The 21,781-nt window shown below is 65.9% G+C and carries 9 protein-coding genes (1 of these 9 only partly in view); all 9 read right to left on the minus strand.

From position 1 onward, the window contains the following. Nucleotides 1-11,621, minus strand: the start of a protein-coding gene (locus ISS97_RS17460) for an amino acid adenylation domain-containing protein (protein ID WP_379983321.1). 20,452 nt of this gene lie to the left of the window's left edge; the window shows 11,621 of its 32,073 coding nt (coding positions 1-11,621); the start codon lies at nt 11,619-11,621; its stop codon lies off the left edge, out of view. Nucleotides 11,622-11,657: 36 nt separating this feature from the next. Beyond that, on the minus strand, nt 11,658-15,005 hold the full coding sequence (gene fabD, locus ISS97_RS17465; RefSeq protein ID WP_379983320.1) for an ACP S-malonyltransferase: 3,348 nt from the start codon (nt 15,003-15,005) through the stop codon (nt 11,658-11,660). A gap of 166 nt (nt 15,006-15,171) precedes the next feature. Next, nucleotides 15,172-15,381 (minus strand): MbtH family protein, encoded by a 210-nt coding sequence (locus ISS97_RS17470; RefSeq protein WP_379983319.1) that lies wholly within the window; start codon nt 15,379-15,381, stop codon nt 15,172-15,174. A gap of 636 nt (nt 15,382-16,017) precedes the next feature. After that, entirely contained in the window at nt 16,018-16,941 is a 924-nt protein-coding gene (locus ISS97_RS17475) for a hypothetical protein (protein WP_379983318.1), read from the minus strand. A 48-nt stretch (nt 16,942-16,989) separates the two neighbouring features. Further along, on the minus strand, nt 16,990-18,066 hold the full coding sequence (locus tag ISS97_RS17480; RefSeq protein ID WP_379983317.1) for a M91 family zinc metallopeptidase: 1,077 nt from the start codon (nt 18,064-18,066) through the stop codon (nt 16,990-16,992). Nucleotides 18,067-18,136: 70 nt separating this feature from the next. Then, entirely contained in the window at nt 18,137-18,721 is a 585-nt protein-coding gene (locus ISS97_RS17485) for a hypothetical protein (protein WP_379983316.1), read from the minus strand. A gap of 83 nt (nt 18,722-18,804) precedes the next feature. After that, a complete protein-coding gene (locus tag ISS97_RS17490; RefSeq protein ID WP_379983315.1) occupies nt 18,805-19,704 on the minus strand; it encodes a hypothetical protein in 900 nt (299 codons plus the stop codon). A gap of 278 nt (nt 19,705-19,982) precedes the next feature. After that, nucleotides 19,983-20,573: a hypothetical protein gene (locus ISS97_RS17495; RefSeq protein WP_379983314.1), complete on the minus strand. Its 591-nt coding sequence runs from the start codon at nt 20,571-20,573 to the stop codon at nt 19,983-19,985. Nucleotides 20,574-20,611: 38 nt separating this feature from the next. Then, nucleotides 20,612-21,766, minus strand: a complete 1,155-nt coding sequence (gene tssA, locus ISS97_RS17500) for a type VI secretion system protein TssA (protein WP_379983313.1) — start codon at nt 21,764-21,766, stop codon at nt 20,612-20,614. Nucleotides 21,767-21,781: the final 15 nt, after the last annotated feature.

Below are 21,781 nucleotides of genomic sequence, written 5' to 3' on the forward strand. Positions count from 1 at the left end.
GTCGACAGGAATCGCTCGAAATGGCGCGTGGCGCGTTCCTGGAAACTGTCGTCGTCCTCGTCTTCGGTGACGCTCGCCACCGCGACGACAGATTCCGGCTCGGGAAGGATGTCGCTTGCAGGCGGCTCTTTCATCGAGTCGATCGCCGACAGCACAGGAACGGCAACGCGGCCCGTCGGCGCCGGCTCGGCGACGTGGAAGGCCAGCTTGCGGAAGCGCAGGCACGGCACGCCGTCGTCACCGCACAGATCGATGTCCACCACACCCGGGGCATCGCCCTGGCGTACCACCGCCCACCTCGCATCCGCGCACGAACCCAGCACATCGAGCGCCTCCAGCGTTACTGGCAACATGAGCGTCGGCGTGGCGCCGCCCGCGTCGGCGTACAAGCCGATAGTCGCCTGCAGGGCCGCATCGAGCAGGCCTGGCGGCAACGCACAGGCGTTCCCTTCGGCGCGCCAGGGTGCCGGCAAGGCGACCCGGGCGAGTACCACGCCGTCGCCGGCGAACAGTTCGACCAGGCCACGAAAGCCTTCGCCATAGCCGAGCCCCATCGCGTCGAACACGGCATAACACGCCGCGGCGTCGAGATGCCGGGACGCGCAGCGCTCGCGCAAGGCGGCAATGTCGTGCGGCGCCGGCGCCGGACTGCTGGCCATCGCGGTGGCCGTGCCGCGACCATGGATCAGGCCACTCTCGCCGTCCGCGTGGAGTTCATAGGCGACGTCACCATCGTCTTGTGGATAGAGCGACAGATGCAGTGTCACGCCGCCATCGCCGGCGATCACCGGTCGCGTCCATGCGACGTTCTTCAGATGCAGCACAGCGCCGGATTCCATCGCCATGCCCACCGCGAAGCGGGCCATTTCCAGTTGGGCGACACCCGGCAATACGGCGCGGCCGCCGACGCGATGATCGGCGAAGACGACTTCGTTCCCGCCGAAGCGGCTACTGAAGCGCGGCCCGGCCAGCGTCGAGGTATTGCGTTGCACGAGCGGATGCAGCGCGACCATGCCTGCGCGCGGCGCGGTTCCTGCCGGGATCCAATATCGCTCCGTCGCGAACGGATAGGTCGGCAGGCTGACGCGGCGCGGCGTGCGACCCGTATGCAAGCGGCGCCAGTCGATCGCGTGGCCCTGCACCCACAGCGCTACCAGCGAGTCCATCCGACCTTGCGCGATCCACGCTTGAATCGTGCCATCCATGTCTTCCCGCACCGTACCGGCCCGACCGCGATGCGCCGCGCCGGTGCCATCCAGGAAGTGCATCAACTTGCCATGCAAATCGGCCAGCGAGCTGGCGACAAAGCCGAGGCGCTCTTCCATCGACTCGCGCCCCACCTGCAAGGTGTAGCCGAGGTCTGCCAGGGCAACGCTGGCACGCGTCTCCGGCAAACCGACAAAAGCGGCGAGCTGCCTTACCTGTTCGTGCAACCGCTCGCCATCGCGGGCGGACAACACCACCGCCACCGGACCCTCCGCCGTCGCCATGCCGGCCGCCGACGCGACGTACTCTTCCAGCACGACGTGCGCATTGACGCCACCGAAGCCGAATGAGCTCACGCCCGCGCGCCGAGGTACCGGACGCCCCTGCGCATCGTGCAACGCGGTCCACTCGCGCGCCTCGGTCAGCACGTGGAACGGGCTGCTCGCGAGGTCGATGTAGGGATTGAGGACTTCGGCATGCAGGCTCTTCACCAGGGTCCGGTGCTTCATCTGCAACAGCACCTTCACCACGCTGGCGACGCCCGCCGCCAGTTCCAGATGACCGATGTTGCTCTTCACCGAACCCAGCGCGCAGTGCGCGGCAGCAACGTCACCGCTTCCGGTCGCCGCATAGCGTTCGCGGAAGGCAGCCTTCAACCCGTTCACTTCCACCGGATCGCCCAGCGGCGTGCCGGTGCCGTGCGCCTCGATGTAGGTCACCGTGCGCGGATCGATGCCGGCCGTCTCGTGCGCGCGGCGGATCACCGCCGCCTGCGCCGCGGGGTTCGGTGCCGTGAGGGAGTTGGCGCGGCCGCCGTGATTCTCCGCGGTGCCGCGCACCAGACCGTAGATGTGGTCGCCGTCACGCTCGGCATCGGCGAGCTTCTTGAGCACCAGCATCGCCACACCTTCGCCGCGCACATAACCGTTGGCATCGGCCGAGAAGGTCTTGCAGCGGGCATCCGCGCTGAGCATGCCGGCCCGTTCGAAGCTGATGTGCAGTTCGGGATTGACGATGGTGTTCACGCCGCCGGCGATGGCCATCGCGCAATCGCCGCGCTCCAGCGCGAGCACCGCGCGGCGCAGCGCGACCAGCGAACTGGAACACGCGGTCTCCACCGGCTCGCTCGGCCCGTGCACGCCGAGGAAGTAGCTCATCCGGTTAGGACCGACCGAGGCTACCGCGCCAGTCGACGAATATCCTTCGATCGCCGCGCCGGCACGACTGGCCAGCGTGGCGTATCCGCTGGGCATGGTGCCCACGTAGAGGCCCAGGTCGCCGCCCGCCAGCGCGGACGCCGCGTAACCCGCGTCCTCCAGCGCTTTCCACACATGGATCATCATCAACCGCTGCTGCGGATCCATCAGTTCGGCCTCCTTCGGCGAGATGCCGAAGAACGCCGGATCGAACTCATCCACGCCGTCGATGAAGCCGCCGCGCACGGCGCGACCGGCGCTGCCTTCCGGCGCGCGTTCGCCATGCCATGCCAGCCAGTCCGCCCGCGACGCGGGCATCTCGCCGATGCAATCCCGGCCTTCCGCCAGATTGCGCCAGAACGCCTCGATGTCCCCGGCCTGCGGAAAGCGGCCACTCATGCCGATGATCGCCACCGGCTCCTTCACCGAAGACGGCGGTACCGCGACCGCGGTGACGAAACCGCGCCGCGCGCGTTCGCGGACGGGTTCGCCAATGAATGATTCCGCCACCGCGGTCGCTACCGGCGCCATCGCAGAAGGCGCCGCGAAGCGCGGCGCGAGCGCCTCGCGATGCTCGCGCTCCAAATGTCCGGCCAGGCCATCCAGCGTGGGGTACTCGAAGAAGATCGTCGGCATCAGCTCGAGGCCGTACTGCCGATTCAGCGCATTGGCGAAACCGGTCAGCGAGATCGAATCGAAACCGTATTCGCTGAGCGAGGTATCGCCGTCGAGGTCTTCCGGCTTCACTTTGATGAGCGACGAGACCATCGCCATCAGCGCGCGCTTGAGCGCATCGCGCAAGCCATCGGCAGAGGGCTGCGCGGAAGGCGCGGCCCGCTCGGGCGATGCCGCGGCGACGCGTGTGTCCGGCATCGCCGCGACACGCGGCACGCCAAGGAACACCTCGCGGATACGCACGGGCTCGCCCTCGATCACCAGCACCTGGCTCAGGCCCGTGGCCAGCGCCCGGTGCAGGGCTTCCACACCGTTGGCGGTGCCCATCGCCTGCATGCCCCACTGCCGCGCCAGCATGGCGCGGGTCGCCTCGTCGGCGCGCATGCCGCCCTCCGCCCACAGCGGCCAGTTCACCGACAGCGTGCGGCCGTGGCGCACGCCGCGCGCCACGCGGTCGGCGCGTTCGTGCGCAAATGCATCCATGAAAGCGTTGGCCGCGGCGTAATCCGCCTGCCCCACGTTGCCGGCCGCACCGGCGATCGACGAGAAGCAGACGAAACAGTCGAGGGGGATGTCGCGGGTAGCGTCGTCGAGGTTCAAGGTGCCCGCCACCTTGGCGGCGAACACGTCACGCAGGTGTTGCCGGGTCTTGCCCGCGAGGTAGCCGTCGCGCAGCACGCCCGCGGCGTGGACGACGCCGTCGAGGCTTTCGAATTCCTCCGGAATGCCGTGCACCATCGCGGCCAGCGCATCGACATCGGCGACGTCGACAACGTGATAGCGCACCACCGCGCCGAGGGCCTCCAGGCGGCGGACCGTCGCCAGGATACGTTCGTCGGGCGCCGAACGGCCGGTCAACACCAGCACCGGGTTGCGCACCTCGCGGGCGATCGCCTCGGCGAAGATCGAGCCGAGACCGCCGGCGCCGCCGGTGACGAGATAGACACCATGGTCCTTCCACGGCGACGCGGCCGCGACAGGCTGACATTCCGTCCAGCTTGCGACCTGGCGTTCGCCATCGACATAGCGCACATGGCGCGCGTCGTCGTCGCGATTTTCCAGCAGTGCCGCGGCCATGTCCTGCCCGGATTCCACCGCGATCAGTTGGCCGAAAAGGCGCGGGTTTTCCAACCGGGCCGTGCGCAGCATGCCGAGCAGGCCGGCCAGCGGACGGTCGTCTCCGCGCGACGGCACGACCACCTGGATGCGGTGCGCGCCGCCCTGCGCGGCCAGCGACTGCAGGCGTTCGAGCAACATGGTTGCTGCCGCTTCATAACGCTCGGCCAGGCCGCCATCGACGGGAGGAGCGACGAGCGTCACACCGGGGAGCGCATGCATGGCGTCGCCCACGTCGACGCCGCAGGTCATCACGACGTGGCTTGCGAACGGTTCGCCAATGACAGCCTCCGCTGCCTTCGCAGTCCATGCCGGCTCCAGCAGCATGGTGCTGGCCGTGACGATCTCACCGGTCGCGGCTGCCATTGCGCGCAACCCCACCTCGGTGAGGCGGATGCAGACGGCGCCGTGCTCGTCACACAAGTCGATGTCGAGCCTAGGCACAGCCTGGTCCGCGCCGCTGCCATCGCTGTAGTGGACGACAGCCCACACGACGTCCGCGCATGAACGCAGCGCGCGCAAGCCGCCGAGCGCGAAAGGCACCAAGGGCACCGCTGTCGCGGGCACGGGAAATTGCAGGCCCAGTGTGGCCTGGAACGCCGCGTCGAGCAGGCTGGGATGTAATTCGTAACCGTCGGCAGGCGCCGCCGCGGGCACGGCGATGCGCGCAAGCACCCGCCCCGCGCCAACGTGGAGTTCCTGCACGCCCTGGAACGCCGGCCCGTAATGCAGGCCCATGCGCGCGAACGCCGCATAGCATTCCGCCGCCGCATGGGTCGACGTGCACGATTGCCGCAGGGCCGCGAGATCATGACCGACCACTACCTCCGCGTCGCGTCCATCGACGGCCGTGCCCTGCGCGTAGACGAGGCCTTCGTCGCCGTGGATCTCGAAGCCGACGGCGCCTTCCACCTCCGGATACAACGAGAGATGCAGCGCGATGCCCCCGGCACCGGCGACGATGGGCCGTAGCCACGACACGTGCTTCAGGCGCGGCGCAAAACCTTCCTCCGCGACCTCGACGACCGCACACCGCGCCATCTCCAGTTGGGCGACACCTGGCAGCATGCGCGTACCGCGCACCACATGGTCGGCGAAAAAGAATTCGTGGCCGCTGAAGCGCGAGCTGAAGCGCGGCCCCTCGAGGTCCGACGTGTTCCGGTGCAACAGCGGATGCACGTTCGCGCCAGCGGCAATAACCGGTCGCGCATCGCCGGCCTGGATCCAGTAGCGCTCGCGGGCGAACGGATAACTGGGCAGGCTGACGCGTTGCAGCGGCGTGTCGCCACGGAGGCGCCGCCAGTCGATCGCGAGGCCTTTCACCCACAGGTCCAGCAACTTGCCGAACTTGCCCCGCGCAATCCACGCATCGACGATGGCATCCACGTCATCGTCGCCGGTGAAGGCCGACAAGGTGTCTTTGTGGCGGCGCACCTGTCCTCGGTAGAGCCCTTCGATCGCCGTTTCCCCGGCGGCATAGGCGGTCAGCTTTGCGCGCAGTTCGTCCAGCGATTGCACGAGCAACGCGAGGCGTTCGTCCATCGCCTCACGGCCGACCTGCAATGTGTAGGCGAGGTCGTGCAGTGCAAGCGCCGGATTCGACTCGATGGCGGCGAGCAGGCGCCCGACCTGCTCGCGCAGGCGATCCTCATGGCGAGCCGAAAGCACGACGAGGGCCGGTCCCGTCGTCTTTGCAAGAACGGGCGCTGTGTATTCCTCAATTACCACGTGAGCGTTCGCGCCACCCGCGCCGAACGAGGAGATGCCCGCGATACGCGGCCGTTCGCGACCGTCGATCACCGTCCGCGGCCACGCAGCGAGCTCCTGTTGCACCACGAAGGGCGTGGTGCCGAAATCGATGTTCGGATTCAGCACCGCCGAATGCAGACTGGGTGCCAGTTGCCGGTGCTTGAGCTGCAGCAGCACCTTGGTCACGCCGGCAATACCCGCTGCGCTTTCGCAATGGCCGATGTTCGACTTCGCCGAACCGATCGCGCAGTAGCTCGTGTCCCGCGTCCAATGGCGGAATGCCTTGGCGAGCCCCGCGATTTCGATCGGATCGCCGAGACTGGTGCCGGTGCCGTGTGCTTCGATGTAGCTGATCGCGCGCGCATCGACACCGCCCCTGCGCAGCGCCCGCTCGATCACCTTCGCTTGCGCGTTCGGATTCGGCACCGTGTAGCCGTTGGTCTTGCCGCCGTGATTGACCGCGGTGGCGCGGATCACGCCATAGATGTGGTCGCCGTCAGCCTGCGCCTGCGCCAGCGACTTCAACAACACCGCACCTACGCCCTCGCCCGGCACATAGCCTTCACCGCCTTCGCCAAAACTTTCGCAGCGCCCCTTGCCCGAGATGAAGCGACCCTGGGCCAGCATCAGGTACTTGTTCGGATGGATCGACACGTTCACGCCACCGGCCACGGCCACGGCGCAGTCGCCGCGCTGGATCGCCTGGCAGGCCAGATGAATCGCCGTCAGCGACGACGAGCACATCGTGTCCAGCGCCAGACTCGGACCGTTGAAGTTGCAGAAATAGGAGACCCGGTTGGCAACGGACGCTGCGCTGTTGAACACCGCGAGAGGGTTGCCCCGTACCTGCTCTTGCGCGCCGTAAAGCTGGTACTCCTCGTACATCACGCCAGCGAAGACACCGACGTTGCCATCGTCGGCCACGTTTTCGCGCGTGTAGCCCGCGTCTTCCAGCGTGGCGTGTACGCATTCGAGGAACAGACGCTCCTGCGGATCCATCAGCTCCGCTTCGCGCGGCGAGATATTGAAGAACAGCGGATCGAAACGATCCACGCCGTCGATGAAACCGCCCCACTTGCCGTAGGTCTTGCCCGGCGCGTCGCGGTCCGCGTCGTAGTAATCGCGGTAATCCCAGCGTTCGGGCGGAATCTCGGTAATGCTGTCCTTGCCCTGGCTCAGGTTCGCCCAGAAGGTTTCCAGGTCGGCGGCCTGCGGATAGCGCCCGGCCACGCCGACAATGGCGATCTCGCCCACGGCGTCCGCCGGCGCATCCGGCACCGCTCGTGCCGCATCCACACGCGTGGCCTGCTTCGAGCCGAAGCGGGGACGGCGCGCCTGCACAGACACGGCCGCGTCGTGGGGCGTGAACGCTACCGGCGCCTCCTGCGATGCCTCACCAAGCAACTCGATCATCCGGTCGCGATGCTCGTCGAGGAAATGCCCAGCGAGCTCGGCGATGGTCTGGTATTCGAACAGCAACGTCTTGGACAAGAGTCCGAAGACCTGTTCCAGCGAACGGGTCAGTTCCATCACCAAGATGGAATCGATGCCGTAGGCCTCCATCCGCGCCCGTGCATCGATGCTGTCCACCGACCGCTTGAGCGTGCCGGCCAGCAGCCGGACGAAATAGCGCACGGCCTTGTCGCGCAGATCGTCGGATGGTGCGCCGGGCTCGCCGGCCGATGCCGAGGGCATGAACGGAACGTCCGCGAGCGAAGCCATGAAGCGATCGATCGCACCCTCGGCGACCAGTATCTGCGGCGCATCCATCGCGATGGCCTGATCCAGCGCGGCGAGACCGCTGGCGGTGCGCAACGGTACCAGGCCGGTCTGCGCGGTCATGTCCGCGCGCGTCGCCTCGTCGACGCGCATGCCGCCCTCTTCCCATAGCGGCCAGTCCACCGACAGCGTGCGGCCATGGCGCAACCCCTCGGCGACCCGCTCCGCCCGTTGCCGGGCGAAGGCATCCATAAAGGCGTTCGCGGCCGCGTAGTCGGCCTGCCCCACATTGCCGAGCGCACCGGAGGTCGAGGCGAAGCAGAGGAAGATGTCGAGCTTCAGCTCGCGGCTGGCCTCGTCGAGATGCAGCGTGCCCGCGACTTTAGCGCGCAGCACGTCGCGCAGTTCGTCGCGGGTCTTGCGCACAATCAGGCTGTCGCGCAGGAGGCCCGCCGCGTGAACGATGCCATTGAGGCCACCGGCGATCGCCGCGAGTTCGCGCACGCACGCCAGCACGGCCTCGCGATCGCCTACGTCGAGCTGGCGATAGCGCACCGTGGCGCCCGCTGCCGCGATATCGGCGAAGCTGGCGTCCAGTGCGTCAGTCCGTGGCGAGCGACCGGTGAGCACCAGCGTGGCGCCCATCGCCACGTTAGCGATCCGGCGCGCAAGAATCCTGCCCAGACCGCCCGCGCCACCGGTGATGAGATAGGTTCCACCCGCCTTCCAGGGTGAGTTCGCGGCCAATGGCGGTGCGGCTTCCGTCCAGTGCGATTCCTGTCGCACGCCTTCCGCGTAACGAATGCGCGAGGCGAGGCTGTCACGGTTCTCGACGATGGCCTGGGCGATGTCCTGCCCCGTCTCGACCTCGATCACCTGGCCGGCAATGCGTGGGTTCTCCCGCTGCGCGGTGCGCAGCAGGCCACCGAGGCCACCCATGAGTTGCCCTCCGCCCGCTTGCGGCACGACGACCTGAATCAGGTGCCGCCCCGGCTGTCGGACCATGGCCTGGATGTTTTCCAGCAGCAGCGCGGCAGCGGCTTCGTAACGCCGCGCCGTATCGTCGTCCTCGTCGACGTCGATGCAGGTCACGCCGTGCAAGCGCAGCTGTATATCGGCCGACGGCGCGGCGACGCAAAGCATCACCACGTGTTGCGTATGGCCACTCGTCCCTGTCATCGCGGGCTGCGCATGCCACGCGGGCACGAGCAACGCCGTCCGCGTCGCCTCCTCGTCGGCCTGGCTCACGGCGCGCAGGCAGAAGCCGCCGAGGCGCGCGCATACGGTGCCGGCGTCGTCGCACAGATCGATCTCGTACCGGCTCAGCGCATCGCCCGGGCGATGACCGGGTTCGCGGCGGATCACCGCCCACAGGTCGGCATGGCATGGCGCCATGACTTCCAGCGATGCGAGCGCGAACGGAAGCGCGAGCCGGGCATCGGCGCCTTGCTCCACGAGGCAGGCGACGGTCGCTTGCAGCGCCGCGTCGAGCACGCTGGGATGCAAGCTGTAATCGCCTTGCGACGATGTCGACGTCTCGGGCAGGACGATGCGCGCCAGCGCTTCTGTCTCACCGACGAGCAGTTCGCCCAGCGAGCGATGCGCGGGGCCGTAGGCGAGACCCACACGCTCGAACAACGCGTAGTACGCGTTCACATCACGACGGGGACGACCGCAACGCGCGCGTATCGACGCGAGGTCGTGGGTGACCGGGTCCAGGCCGGACACCTGCTTCACCACCTCACCCTGGCTATAGACGGTACCGTCGCCGAGATCGTCGTAGATCTCGAAAGCGAAGCGTCCGTCATCTTCGGGAAACAGTGCGACGTGGCATTCCCTGGGCTCGTCTTCCACCACGAAGGGGCGCAGCCACACCACGTTCTCCACGCGGCAAGCGCCCGCGGTGGCGAACGCGAGTTCCGCCGCACAGCGCACCATCTCCAACTGAGCTGCGGCCGGCAATGTGCGTTGCGCCAGAACGACGTGGTCGGCGAGGAAGCTCTCGCGTCCTGTGAAGCGACTGGTGAAGCGAAGCCCTGCGACGTTCGAGGTGTTGCCATGCACGAGCGGATGGATCGCCGCCTGCACGCCGGGGGCGGCTTTCATCTCGACCCAGTGCTTTTCCCGGACGAACGGATAGGTCGGCAAGGCCAGGCGCCGGCGCCGGCCGGACACATGCAGCGCGGCCCAATCGAAAGCCTGGCCGCGCACCCAGCGCTGCGCCGTCGCGGCAAGATCGATATCGGGCGACGCCAGCGGCGCCTCGGCGGCCGATGCCATCGCCTCGGCCGTGAGCTCGCCGATGAAGACGCTTCCGTCGTTCGTATCATCGGCAAGCCACGTCTCCAGCCGGTCGCGCAGCGTCACCACCGCATCGACCACCGTGGCGAGGCGCGCGGCCATTGCCTGCCGCCCTAGCTGGAGCGTGTACGCCAGGTCGGCCAGGTCCGTCTCGCCGATGTCGCCGGAAGCGAGCGCATCGAGCAGCTGCCGCACACGCGCGCGCAACACAGGTGCGGTCTTCGAGGAAAGCACGATGAGTACAGGCTCGCGCGACGATGGCGCCGCGTCGGCTGGCGCGTTGCCGCCGAGGTATTCCTCGACCACAACGTGCGAATTCACACCGCCAAAGCCGAAGGAGCTGATGCCCGCCCGGCGCGGAACCGGCTGGCCATCCTCCGTGGTGCGGGTCGCCCAGGGCTGGGCGGCGTCAACGATGAAGAACGGACTTCCATCCAGCGCAATGCGCGGATTGAGCTTGCGGTAATGCACCAGGGGCGGAAACACGCCGTGCCGCATGCACAGGATGGTCTTGATCAGGCCGGCCATCCCTGCCACCGCTTCGAGGTGGCCGACATTGGTCTTGACGCTGCCGATGCCACAGGAGCCTTCATCGAGCACCTCGCCGCGCTCGGCGGCGACGCGGGCGAAGGCCATCTTCAGTCCCTCGATCTCGATCGGATCGCCCTTGGGTGTGCCCGTGCCATGCGCCTCCACGTAACTCACCGTACCCACCGGCACGTCGGCTTCGCGCAGGGCCTGTGCGATGACGTTCGACTGCGCGAGCGAACCCGGGTAGGTGACCGTGCGCGCATGGCCGCCGTGATTCATGGCCGAGCCGCGCAGCACGGCGAGGATCCGATCGTTATCGGCGAGGGCTTTCGCCAGCGGCTTGAGCAGCACCATGGCCGCGCCTTCGCCGCGCACATAACCGTTCGCGCGCTCGTCGAAAGTCTTGCAGCTGCCGTCCGGCGAGAGCATGCCGGTCTTGGCGAACGAGATGAAATGCGTGGGGCTGCACAGCACGCTCACCCCGCCCACCAGCGCCTGCTCGCATTCGCCGCGCCGGATGGCGTGAGCGGCTTTATGCAGTGCCACCAGCGAACTCGAACACGCGGTATCGATCGGCAGGCTCGGGCCGTGCAGGTTGAGGAAATAGGAGATGCGGTTGGGGATCAGGGCGGTATGCGTGCCGGTCGCGACATGCGCCTCGATCGCGTCGAGCGCGCGGCCCAGGTGGTCGCGATAGTCGAAGGTGAAGACGCCGATGTAGACGCCGGTGCGGGTGCCGCTGAACGCGCGCGGGTCGTAGCCGGCGTCCTCCAGGCAATGCCATGCCTGCTCGAGCATGATGCGCTGCTGCGGGTCCATCACCGCCGCCTCGCGCGGGGACACGCCGAAGAAATCGGCGTCGAAGTACTCCACGCCGTCGATGAAACCGCCCCACTTGCTGGTCGACTTGTTTGGCTCGCTCACGTCGGCCGAATAGAACGCCTCCCGATCCCAGCGGTTCGCCGGCACTTCGCCAACGCTGGAGCGTCCCTCGCTGAGGTTGCGCCAATACTGCGCGTAGTTTTCGGCGCCCGGGAAGCGGCATGACATGCCGACGATGGCGATGTCCTCGCGTGCCGTGGCTGGCGGTGTGGACGGATGGCTTTGCGGGATCTGATCGACGTTCATGCTCGTGCCTTCCTGTGCCTATGCCGATGTCTGATTTCAGCCGCGGCGTAGCCGCGCGTAGGAACGGTTGAGATGCTCGGCCGCCGCTTCCATCACACGGACAGCGATGTCGTCCACGTGGCGCGCGGTCCACGGCTCCAGCGCCGTTCCCTTCACCCACTGGTTGAACGAACCCAGCGCGGGGCCCGTCTGGATCTGGTAGTTGACGCGGTCGTCGCCCTTGCCCTCCATGGCGATGCGCGTGCAGTAGGCGAAGTACCAGCGGAACACCAGGGCCATCTTGTGCTTGGCGTTCGCCTCGGCCTTGGCGATCTCGTGCGGCAAGCCCGCCGAATGAAAGTAGGCGCGGGTTTCGGCCCAGATCTCGTCGAAGGTCTTCCTGAAGAACGTGGTTTCCAGTTGCCGCCGCGTGCGCTCGGGGATGTCGTCCAGGCTCTCGTGATGGCGATAGAGCGACAGCAGCTTGTTCGCCCGCGCCGGGAAGAACACCGACTTCTTCAACACCTGCACCTGCGCACCGATCTCGAACATGTCGCCCGCCGGCGCGTACTCGGTGTCCTGGATGTCCATCGCCTGCAGCAGCGCCTTGCCGTCGGCGCTCATGCCCGATTCCACCGTGCACTGGTTGATCGAACCGGTGGCGATGAAGTCGGCGCCGAGCAGGAAGGCCGCCGCCGCGGCCTCGGGTCCGCCGATGCCGCCGGCCAGTCCCATGCAGATCGGTTCGGCGTAGGCGTTCCCGGCCTGCAGTTCGTCGCGCAGCCGCAGCAGCGGCGGCAACATCACCGCCGCGATGCCGCCATCCGTATGGCCGCCGGAATCGGCCTCGACACAGACGTCGTGGCTCATCGGAATCGACTGCGACCAGGCGGCCTGCTCCGCCGTGACCAGGCCGCGTTCGAGCAGCCGGTCGACGATCGCTTTCGGCGGCGGACTCATAAAGGCCCGTGCGACTTCAGGGCGCGACACCTTGGCGATGACCCGGTGCATGCAGACGAGTTCGCCTTGCGCGTTGCGCTGCAACCCCTGCACACGGAAGCGCACCAGGGCGGGTGTCATCTGCATGAACGCGGCCGCTTCCACGTTGCGGATGCCGTAGCGCAGATAGAGCTCGACCACCGCCTCTTCCTGCGCGGGATACTCGTAGTTCGCCAGCAGGTTCATGCCATAGGGTTGCCCCGCATCCAGCTCCGACTGGATGCGCACGATGGCCTGTTCGATCTTCGCCGGCGACAGACCGCCGGCGCCGAAGAAACTGAGGAACCCGGCCTTGCCCATCCGCACGACCAGTTCCGCGGAGGCAACGCCCCGGTACATCGCGCCCGTCATGTAGGCATAGCGCACGCCGTGGCGGTGGCGAAATACAGCGCTACCCAGCGAGGCCGCTTCGATCACAGAGGAGGCGTCTTGCTCCGCGACGCGGGTCTCCACTTGGATGCCGCTACCCTCCGCGCGGGAGACGACGGACGGCACGGCTACGGCGATCGGCTCGTCTTCCTCGGCAGCGAATTCCGCATCGTCAAAGATCGGCGTCTGCGTGCTGCGGATCTCGTTCACCATCCTCGACAGGATCGTGGCGCCCAGCTCCTGGAACTCGACCTCGCCCTTGCCCATCACGTAGCGGATCGAGTCCACCCAATGCACCGGGTTCGCGATCTGCCGGGCCAGCGTATCGGCGATGCGGCTGCCGTCGTACGGCCGCGCGGTCGCGTTGGCGATCACGCTGATCCTGGGCGCCTCGAAGGAGAACCCGCGCAGGAACTGTGCGAACTCCGCCTGCACCGGTTGCATGTGCCGCGAATGGAAGGGCGCGCTGACATTCAGCGGCACGTAACGCAGGTTCATCCGCGCGAACAATTGCGCTGCCGCGGCGAGCGCCTCATGGTCACCCGCAATCACCGTCTGCGTCGGCGTGTTGAGGTTGGCGATGTCGACGGCGTGCAGACAATGTTCGTCGAGCATGCCGCGGATCTCCTGCGCCGAGGGGCCCAGCACCGCGGCCATGCCGCCGCCGCTCGCGCGCCCCATCAGCTCGCCGCGCTTCTGCACCAGGCGCACGCCCGTCTCGAAAGAGAACACACCCGCCGCGTGCAGGGCGTTGTATTCGCCCAGGCTGTGGCCGGCGAAGAACGCCGGGGCCTTCGCGCTACCGCCATCGCCCTGGGTCGCCTGCGCCCGGTAGTAATGCAACGCGTTGACCACGTACAGCGCCGGCTGCGTGTACTGAGTCTTCGACAGCAAGCCATCGCGGTCGTGGAGGCAGAGGTCTTCCACCGAATAGCCGAGGATTTCCGACGCATGCCTCACCTGCTCGGGAAAGAGCGGAAAAAGCTCCTTGCCCATGCCCCTGAACTGGGAACCCTGGCCTGGAAAAATGACTGCCTTCATGTTGCGTGACTCCGGTAGCTGTCCATGACGTACCTGTCTGCTCCGCACCGGCCGCGTGGCCGTTCGCGGTGCCGCCAATGCATCGAGTCGTGCGAGATCGCCGCCGGAAGGCGACATGATCGAGCGGATGTCCGCTCCCTCCGGCAACGCGTATTTCAGTAGCGTCGCCATCGTCCCGGCGGGGCTGGCGTCGACGTAGCGATAACTTTCCGGCGCGCCGATCGCCGCCAGCGTTTCCGGCAGGCGGATGGGATCGCGCACGACGGACCAGAAATGGTTCGACGGAAACTCGTGCAATACATCACCCGCTGCGCAACAGGCGACGGGCACGCGGCCGGCCTTTGTCGTCACGCTCCGCAGGAATGCCTCGTACGGCGCACGCGCCGCATCGATCCAGCGGGAGTGGAAGGGAAACGCAACCGGCAACTCCTGAAATGCCATACCGCGATGGCGCAGCAGATATTCCACCGCCGCACCGTTGGCTTCCGGCAGCGAAAGCACGGCATGCGTGTCGAAGTGGCGCGCACCGACTTCGCACAGGGCGAGCAGTTCGGCATCGAGATAGCGCCGTGGTTCGCCTACCACTGCGATCATGCGCCCCGCGTCGGCGTGCGCTTCGACGGCGAGCGCCTGCTCGATGACCGCCAGCAGCGCGTCGTCCGCGTCGATGCATCCCGCCACGGCGGCCGCGGCATAGGTACCCAGGCTCGCGCCCAGCACCAGATCGAAGCGCAAACCGCGCTCGAGCAGCGACGTCGCGAGCGCGTACTCCACCATGAAGATGGCGACGTGACTGTGCAGCAGGCGTGCCAACGGAACGTTCGCGGCGACGCCTTGCGCGAACAGCACTGCCAGCACGGACTCGCCGCAACGCTCGCGCACGACACGGTCGGCGTGCAGCATGCTTGCGCGGAAGCATGCGTCGCCTTCGAACAATTCACGGCCCATCCCTACGTGATGAGACCCCTGCCCTGCGAACGAAAGAACGGTTTTCACGAGCGACGCATCCATACTGGCTCATGGCTCCGCACCCCAGCCGTGGATACGACCGAGCGGATACGGAATCCATGGCTGACCCTGCAGCCAACTCCCCTCCCCTCAGGGGCATATGGACGACCCGCGTCGGGGTCATCCGGAACGCAAAACGAAACGTTCGGCGACGCTAACGGCGCACGCTAGCGTCGAGTGATGTCGGACGCATGTCAGTCCAGGTGGCGCCAATGAATTCGAGGCAAGCCGCTTTAAACCCCTGCTTGCCCGCCTTCGCCCACCCCTGCGGCAATGCCTTGAACACTGGCCAGGTCGAATACTGGCCTTCCTGATTCACCACCACTTCGTACAACGTTTCCGACAAGCGCGAACCGGTAGACATGCGTACTCCTGTAAAAACTGAGGGACGCCGTTTCGCGAAAACACGAACGGCGTGTCAAATCCTTGGAAAACGATGACTGGTACGACAGGGATGGCGCTGGATGCCCGCGCCTTCACGTGCGGTGAACAAAATACGTGAGTGCCCCCTCCATATAGATTCTTTAAACAACGCATCCGACTTTGCAAGCCGCAAGTTCTTGTGGTGTCGGCATTCGATCGAAAACGGCTCGACGTATCGCCCCGGATGAAACTGCAAGTGCCAGCCCGCGATGGCTGACTTGAAATGTGAACTCGGTTCCAACTTGATTTTGCCGCCTGAAATGGCGCCCGCCGAGAATCACCAATCCATTGAATTGGCTTGCGAACTTTAAGTCCGCAGCACACGGCGTCATTAATAAATAATGACGCGCCGGCACCTTGTAACGCAGGGTCATTCCGACCATGCCGTCCGGCGGCGTCGCCCATGCAGAAACCGACGCTTGTTGCTCAACCCCACTTCAGGAGCCGGCAAAAAACGCCGAGCGATAAACATCCGGTGATGCGCACGCCGCTCCTAATGCGGAGGGATATAAGTGAATAGATGGCCGAATGGCTGTTGATAATGTCGGGGAGCCGCACAGGCTCGCAAAGGAACGACTCAATCACTATCCGAATCCGACTCCGCGTCGTAACCAAACCCCGCCTTCGACTTGAACGTGTGCTTGGTCTGCGCGAGCTTGGCCGTCGACTTACGCACCTCCTTGGGCTGGGATTCGTAGCGGCTCTTCCAGATCTTGCCCGGCTCGTTGCCGAAATCCACGTCGTGACCTTCGGATTTGACGTGGCCCATACGGCCGGAACAGGTCAGACAGGGGCGCATCTTGCCGCCGATGACTGTCCGCGTCTTGTGTCCGCTAGTCTCCAGAAGATCCATGAATTTCTCCTCGACATGGCGCCCCTCCTGGGTACGGTCGCTGTGCACGACAAAGACTTTGCCCGTGCTCTTGAAGGCCTGCTTCACGGCCTTCTTGTCGGTCATGTCGAGATACTCCGGCTCCTTGTCCCGCAGCAGGTTGGCGGAGTACGCCGCTGCCGTGCGCGAGGCCGCATCCGCGCCCTTGCCGCCTTTCACCCATTTCTTCTGCCCGCCCTTGTCGAACATGCGGGACTCCAGCTTGCTGGCGTGCCGGCTGGTGATGCGTCCGCCGGCGGACTTCTTGGTGGCAAAGTAGCTCTTGTCCACCAGGGCTTTGCGCGTCGTGTCCGTATAGGACAGCGTCTTGTGGATGGTGCGCGCGGTATCGTCCTCGTTGCTCCCAATGAAGATGTTGGTGCCGGCGCGCATCATCTGGATTTCCACCGGGTTGTCGAGACCCTTCTTTTTCGCCTTGTTCCTGGCGTGGAAATACAGCCGCGTGGAAACCTGGCGGAACAGCTGCCGCTCGCGGTTACCGCTATAGCTTCTCGGTCCGACCGTCTTGATGCCTTTCTTGGACTGGAAGCCCGCTTGTGAGGCGCCGCTCCCCTTCACGTGCGGTGCGATCGCGTTGTCCCAGGAAGTGCTGCCTTTAATCTTGGGCATGGAAATGTCCTCGACGAGGATGATTGAAATGACGCAGGACCAGAGTCCTCAATCCTTGTAGCGCTTGATCATGTCGCTCACTGGCGTCGGCGGCTTGCCGCCCGAGATGCCGTGCCAGGCTTTGGTAATGCCGGAACGCTTGTCGAACAACTCGTCGACCTTCGCGACGGTCTCATCCATGTGGCCCGGCTTCGTCTTCGAGTAATCGGTACGCGCCGGCAACCCGTGCTCGGCACGCAGGATGTTTTCGCTCGGATTGAATGCGCCGCGGGGTGTCTTACTCAGGCCCACGGTCTCGAACTCCTCCTGCAGATGGTTGGTGGTCTGGACCACCTCCATCAGGTGTTTGCCGAATCCAGCGTTCTTGCCGCGCTCGACGTCAGCCCCTTGCGAGATCGGATCGTTGAACAACGGATGGTTGGCCTGGTTGAGCTGAGGAACGCCGACCGCCTTGCCGTGGGCCAGCCGGTGTGCGTGCACCATTTCGTGACCGAGGCCGATGAAGCGGTTGGCGGTGGCCTCGTTGGCGTTGATGCGCACCTCGCTGCCCCAGCCCTTCCCTTCTTTGCCATCAAAGCGATAACCCTCTTCCACGCCCGGCGTCGCGTGTGGCGCATTCATGTTCGAAGCGTCACCGGGCTTGAGCGCGCGGATGTAAACCTTGGCCTGGTCGCCGGCATGCGCGCGGTTCTGCGTGACGCGCGCATCGAGCTCTTTCATCATCTGGTTGCCGCCCGGCTTGCTCATCAACGTGTGCATGGAGCGCCGCGCGTCGGCCGCCAAATCCACGAACGAGCCGGCGTCCTGGCCGGCGGTGCGCTTGACGTGCACGTTATCCAGCTCACCGTGCACGCGTACTTCCTCCACCGGTTTGAGCTTCTGCTTCTGCGCCCGCAGCAGTTCCGGCGTGAAGCCGGCTTGCGGTGTGCGCGCCACGCGCGCCACCACGGGCGCCCAGCGCTTGGGGATCTCCGCGCTTTTGCCGGACTGGTTGGCCTTGGCGAGTTTGGCCGTGACGTCATCGACGAGGCGTTGCTCGCGCCCACTGACCTTTGGCGTGGCACCGGTGCGGTTGGCCTCGGCGAACTTGTTCGCCACTCGGGTTCTGAGGCTGTCCTTGGGCATGCGTGACTCCTGCGCGTAGTAGTGCTTCGCTGATCGACGAACGCAGCGTTTCCCGCCGCGCCGCGGCTTCTCATGAACGATTGAAGGTGAGCTTGTGGAACGTGCGGTTGCCCGTCGTCCGGTTCTTGATGCTCACCATGTACTGCCGGCCCTTGGGTTGTCCCGCCGCGTCGAACGTCTCTCTCACCACGATGCCGCCCCTGATCGTGGCGTGATGCGTATTGCCGCCGCTCGCCGCCGTCATCAGCCGGCCGATCCGGTTCTCGATGAGCTTGTGGCCGCTCAGGTTGATGGATTCGCGTTCGTTGGAGAGATTCTGCGTCATGTTCGGAGCGCCGAACTTGTCGGGAATCAGATGCGACTTGTTGGCGGGCACCGGGTTGTAGCCCGGATTGAGTACGGCAATGGCTGCCAGCGCTGCGCGGGCTGAATTGGTCGGTCGCTGGCGCAACTTGGCCGACGCGTATGCTTTCTTGATGCTGCCTCCGGCATGGTTGACCTGGCGATGACCGAACTTGGTCGTGGCATCCCGCGGCGCGTTGGCCTCGGTCTTGAAGGCACGATATTTGGTGCGATCGGAGCTCGAATAATTCACGCGGCCAACGGTGGTATTGCCTTCCTTGACGGCTGCCCAGGTCCAGTTTCGTTTCGGCATAACGCAAATCTCCATCGGTAATGGATCGCCCTCGATGCGACCCGGATCGGTTGGAACTTGAACGCCGGTATCGGAGCGACCGGTCAGTGCCCCCGGCTATTGGGCGGCGCGACCACCGGCAGCTCGCGCGCATCGCTGAGGGAGCGCTGGCGGCGCCCAGTGGTGTTGGTCTTGGTCGCCATCTGATGCAGCGACTTCGTGGTGAGGTCGCGCGTATCCGACTCGGCCGAGGTATTGACCGATGGTTTGATCCAGGCGTTATGGAGGTCGTGGCGATAAGCCTCCATCGCGGTATGCGGCTGGTTGCCGTGCGCGTCCAGATAGCTGCGGATCACCGGCGGCACCATGCCTTGCAGACGGTTGTCCCCATGCATGACCGACCCGACTTCCCACTTCTTGCGTTCGCGCTCTTCCTGCACATGTTCGACCAGACTGTCGAACGTCGCCGGCTGGCGCAGGTCGTTGTTGCCGGTCAGGGCCGCGAAGCGTGCCGTCGGCAGCGCCTGCACGTGAGGCTTGGCCAGATTGAGACGCGTCGAGGGATCGGACATGTACTTGATGGTCGCGAGCGTGCCCATCACCGTCGTGTCGCGGAAGCGCTCGGGCGACGTCGCATCCTGCGCGGTCCGGGTCACCGCCAGCTCGCGGGCACCGTCGCGCCCACTGCCCGGCCGGCCATTGCCGTGGCCTTCGGTGATGGCGCCCGTGGTTCCGCCGACCGCCGCGGACTTGATCGAAGGCGTATGTCCCGCGATGGGTTGCCAGCTCCCCGGTACCGCCGCGGGATTCGGCGGTGGGTTGTGCCAGACCAGATCGGCCGTGCGCGAGCGAGCACTGAACAGATCCCGGGCTTGCCTTTTGCGAATGCCCAGCCAGTTGGGGCGCACCTTCAATAAGCGTGTGGCGATATTCTCGTCCAGGCCGGTGCCGACGAAGGTCGGCACGGCACCCGCCCGGCTGGTCAGTAAGTTATGCGACTTCACGCGTATGGCGGGCGATCCCCCTCCCCCATGCTTGGCCCAGCGCGCCCATGGATTGCGCAACTGCCTCAGCTCCGCCCTGATGGTAGGGCTCAGTCCTCTTTGGGCGAGCTTCCCCATTCGCTGCGCCTGCTTGGGCGGACGCCCCGAGGCATAGAAACGAAAGGCGTTGCGCGTTCTCGTAAAGACATGGCGCAAAGTCAGTTTATCGTCGGCATGAGAGGGCATGGGTATCTCGCGGACAACGTTCGCAGGAGATGGCGCGTGTTATTCGCGCGGTCTCAGATAGGGGTGAAGGTCAGCTTGTGGTAAGAGCGCGTGTTGGTCGTGTGGTCCTTGATGCTGGTCATATAGGTGCGACCGGTGGGCTGGCCGGTATTGCTGTAGTCCTCGGCCACCACCAGGCCGCCACGCGTGCGCGTCGGGCTGGTGTCGCCCGGCGCGGTCACGGCTTTCATCAGCCGGTTGATGCGGTTCTCGATCTTCTTGTGGCCGCGCAGGTTGATGGACGGCCGTTCGTTGGCGAGATTTTCCCGTCGGCTGGGGCCACCGAAAACATCGGGCCCAAGGTGCGCCTTGTGCGCACCGGCGGGGTTGTAGCCGGGATTGAGCACGTTCACGCCGGCCAGGGCCGCACGTTGCGCATTCGGCATGCGCCGCCGCAATTTCATTGACACGTAGGCCTTCTTGATGCCGCCGCCGACGGGATGATTGATCTGGCGATGACCGAAGCGATTCGTTCGCGGCGCCGCGGCCTGTGTCTTGAAGTTGCGGTATTCCTGGGCGGTGGAAGCGGCGTAGCGCACGCGCCCGACGGTGGTGTTGCCCTCCTTGACGGGCGCCCACGTCCAGTTGGAATTATGGCTAGGCATGCGATCCCCCTTGCGCTGGATAGAACTGCGGCCGGACGTCAGGCATCGGTTTGCTCTCCAAGCAAATCGAAGACATCGATGCGCCCTCCTCCTTTTTGAAATACCTCTCGATACAACTCCGCCGCATTCAATCCGCCCCACGCCACCGCGCGGCGAATCAGATACGGCACCGGACTGTGCGGCTCGATCCGCATCAGGTACTCGCCGATCTCGGCCAGCATTTGATAGGCGTGCTCGCGCTCGCCGAGCATGTCGGCCATGCTTCGCAACTCGCCGCCCTCTTCGTCGGCGACTTCATTCGCTTCATCGCCGGACGCGGATGCCGCGGATGGCAGAACCGACGGCCCACGCCGGGCCAGCTCACCGCGCAATAGCGCTTCGATACGGGCAAGCAGTTCGTCGAGCTTGCTCAGCGAAGGCGTCTCCGCGCCCAGCCGTTCGCGCAATGCCTGCTCAAATGCATCGATGGCGGCGCGACCGTCGCCGATTACCGCGTGGCGTTCGCGCAGCGTCGCGGCATCCGCTTGCGCGAGCAGCACATGCAAGTCCTCGAGCGAGGCGGCCTCTTGCGCCTCGTCCGGCAGGTCGCCGTTCACCGCGCGCAGGCGCTCGTGGTAATGGGCCAACTCCCAATGCGACCAGCTGGCCATGTGCTCGTCGTCTTCCACCAGGGGCAGCAGTGCCACGGTGTTAGGCAGCTTCTCGTTGATCCAGCGCACGATATTGCAGCGTGCGTCGAAGCCCTCGCCGTCGTCGCGCGGATGCAGTGATTCCCACCACGCGTCGCACAGGCCGCGCAACAGCGTGAAGCATGGCGCCAGGGCGGCGTAGCCGCACTGTTGCAGCTCGGCCTCCAGCAGCCATGCGCCCAGCTGTAGATCCTTGCTGACAGTATCGAGCGTGCCCGCGGCCAGCTGCGAGACCTTGGGCCAGTTGGCGCGCCGGGGTTCGGTGGCCCACGCCCCCATCGGCAGCGTCATGTCGTCGCTCTGCCGCAGCTGCTGGATCATGCGGAACGCCATGCTGCCGCGCGCCGGCACGCCGGCCGGCTGCGGCCCATCCAGCGGTGCGAGCAACCGCGCAAAGGAAAAACCGAGGCGGCGCTCGAAGTATCCGCCGTCGTCGCGGACGATGGCGGCCGCCTGCTCCGTCGGCGCGGTCTCCATCATCCTGGCTTGCGCGTACTGGCTCATCGCTCGACTCCAGAC

The organism is Dyella koreensis, from assembly GCF_044904565.1.
GTDB lineage: Bacteria > Pseudomonadota > Gammaproteobacteria > Xanthomonadales > Rhodanobacteraceae > Dyella_D > Dyella_D koreensis.

Excerpts from the sequence above, each read along its gene's own strand:
- tssA (WP_379983313.1), bottom strand. The coding sequence starts at position 21,766 with ATGAGCCAGTACGCGCAAGCCAGGATGATGGAGACCGCGCCGACGGAG.
- ISS97_RS17485 (WP_379983316.1), bottom strand. The coding sequence starts at position 18,721 with ATGCCGAAACGAAACTGGACCTGGGCAGCCGTCAAGGAAGGCAATACC.
- ISS97_RS17495 (WP_379983314.1), bottom strand. The coding sequence starts at position 20,573 with ATGCCTAGCCATAATTCCAACTGGACGTGGGCGCCCGTCAAGGAGGGC.
- ISS97_RS17480 (WP_379983317.1), bottom strand. The coding sequence starts at position 18,066 with ATGCCCAAGGACAGCCTCAGAACCCGAGTGGCGAACAAGTTCGCCGAG.
- ISS97_RS17470 (WP_379983319.1), bottom strand. The coding sequence starts at position 15,381 with ATGTCTACCGGTTCGCGCTTGTCGGAAACGTTGTACGAAGTGGTGGTG.
- ISS97_RS17475 (WP_379983318.1), bottom strand. The coding sequence starts at position 16,941 with ATGCCCAAGATTAAAGGCAGCACTTCCTGGGACAACGCGATCGCACCG.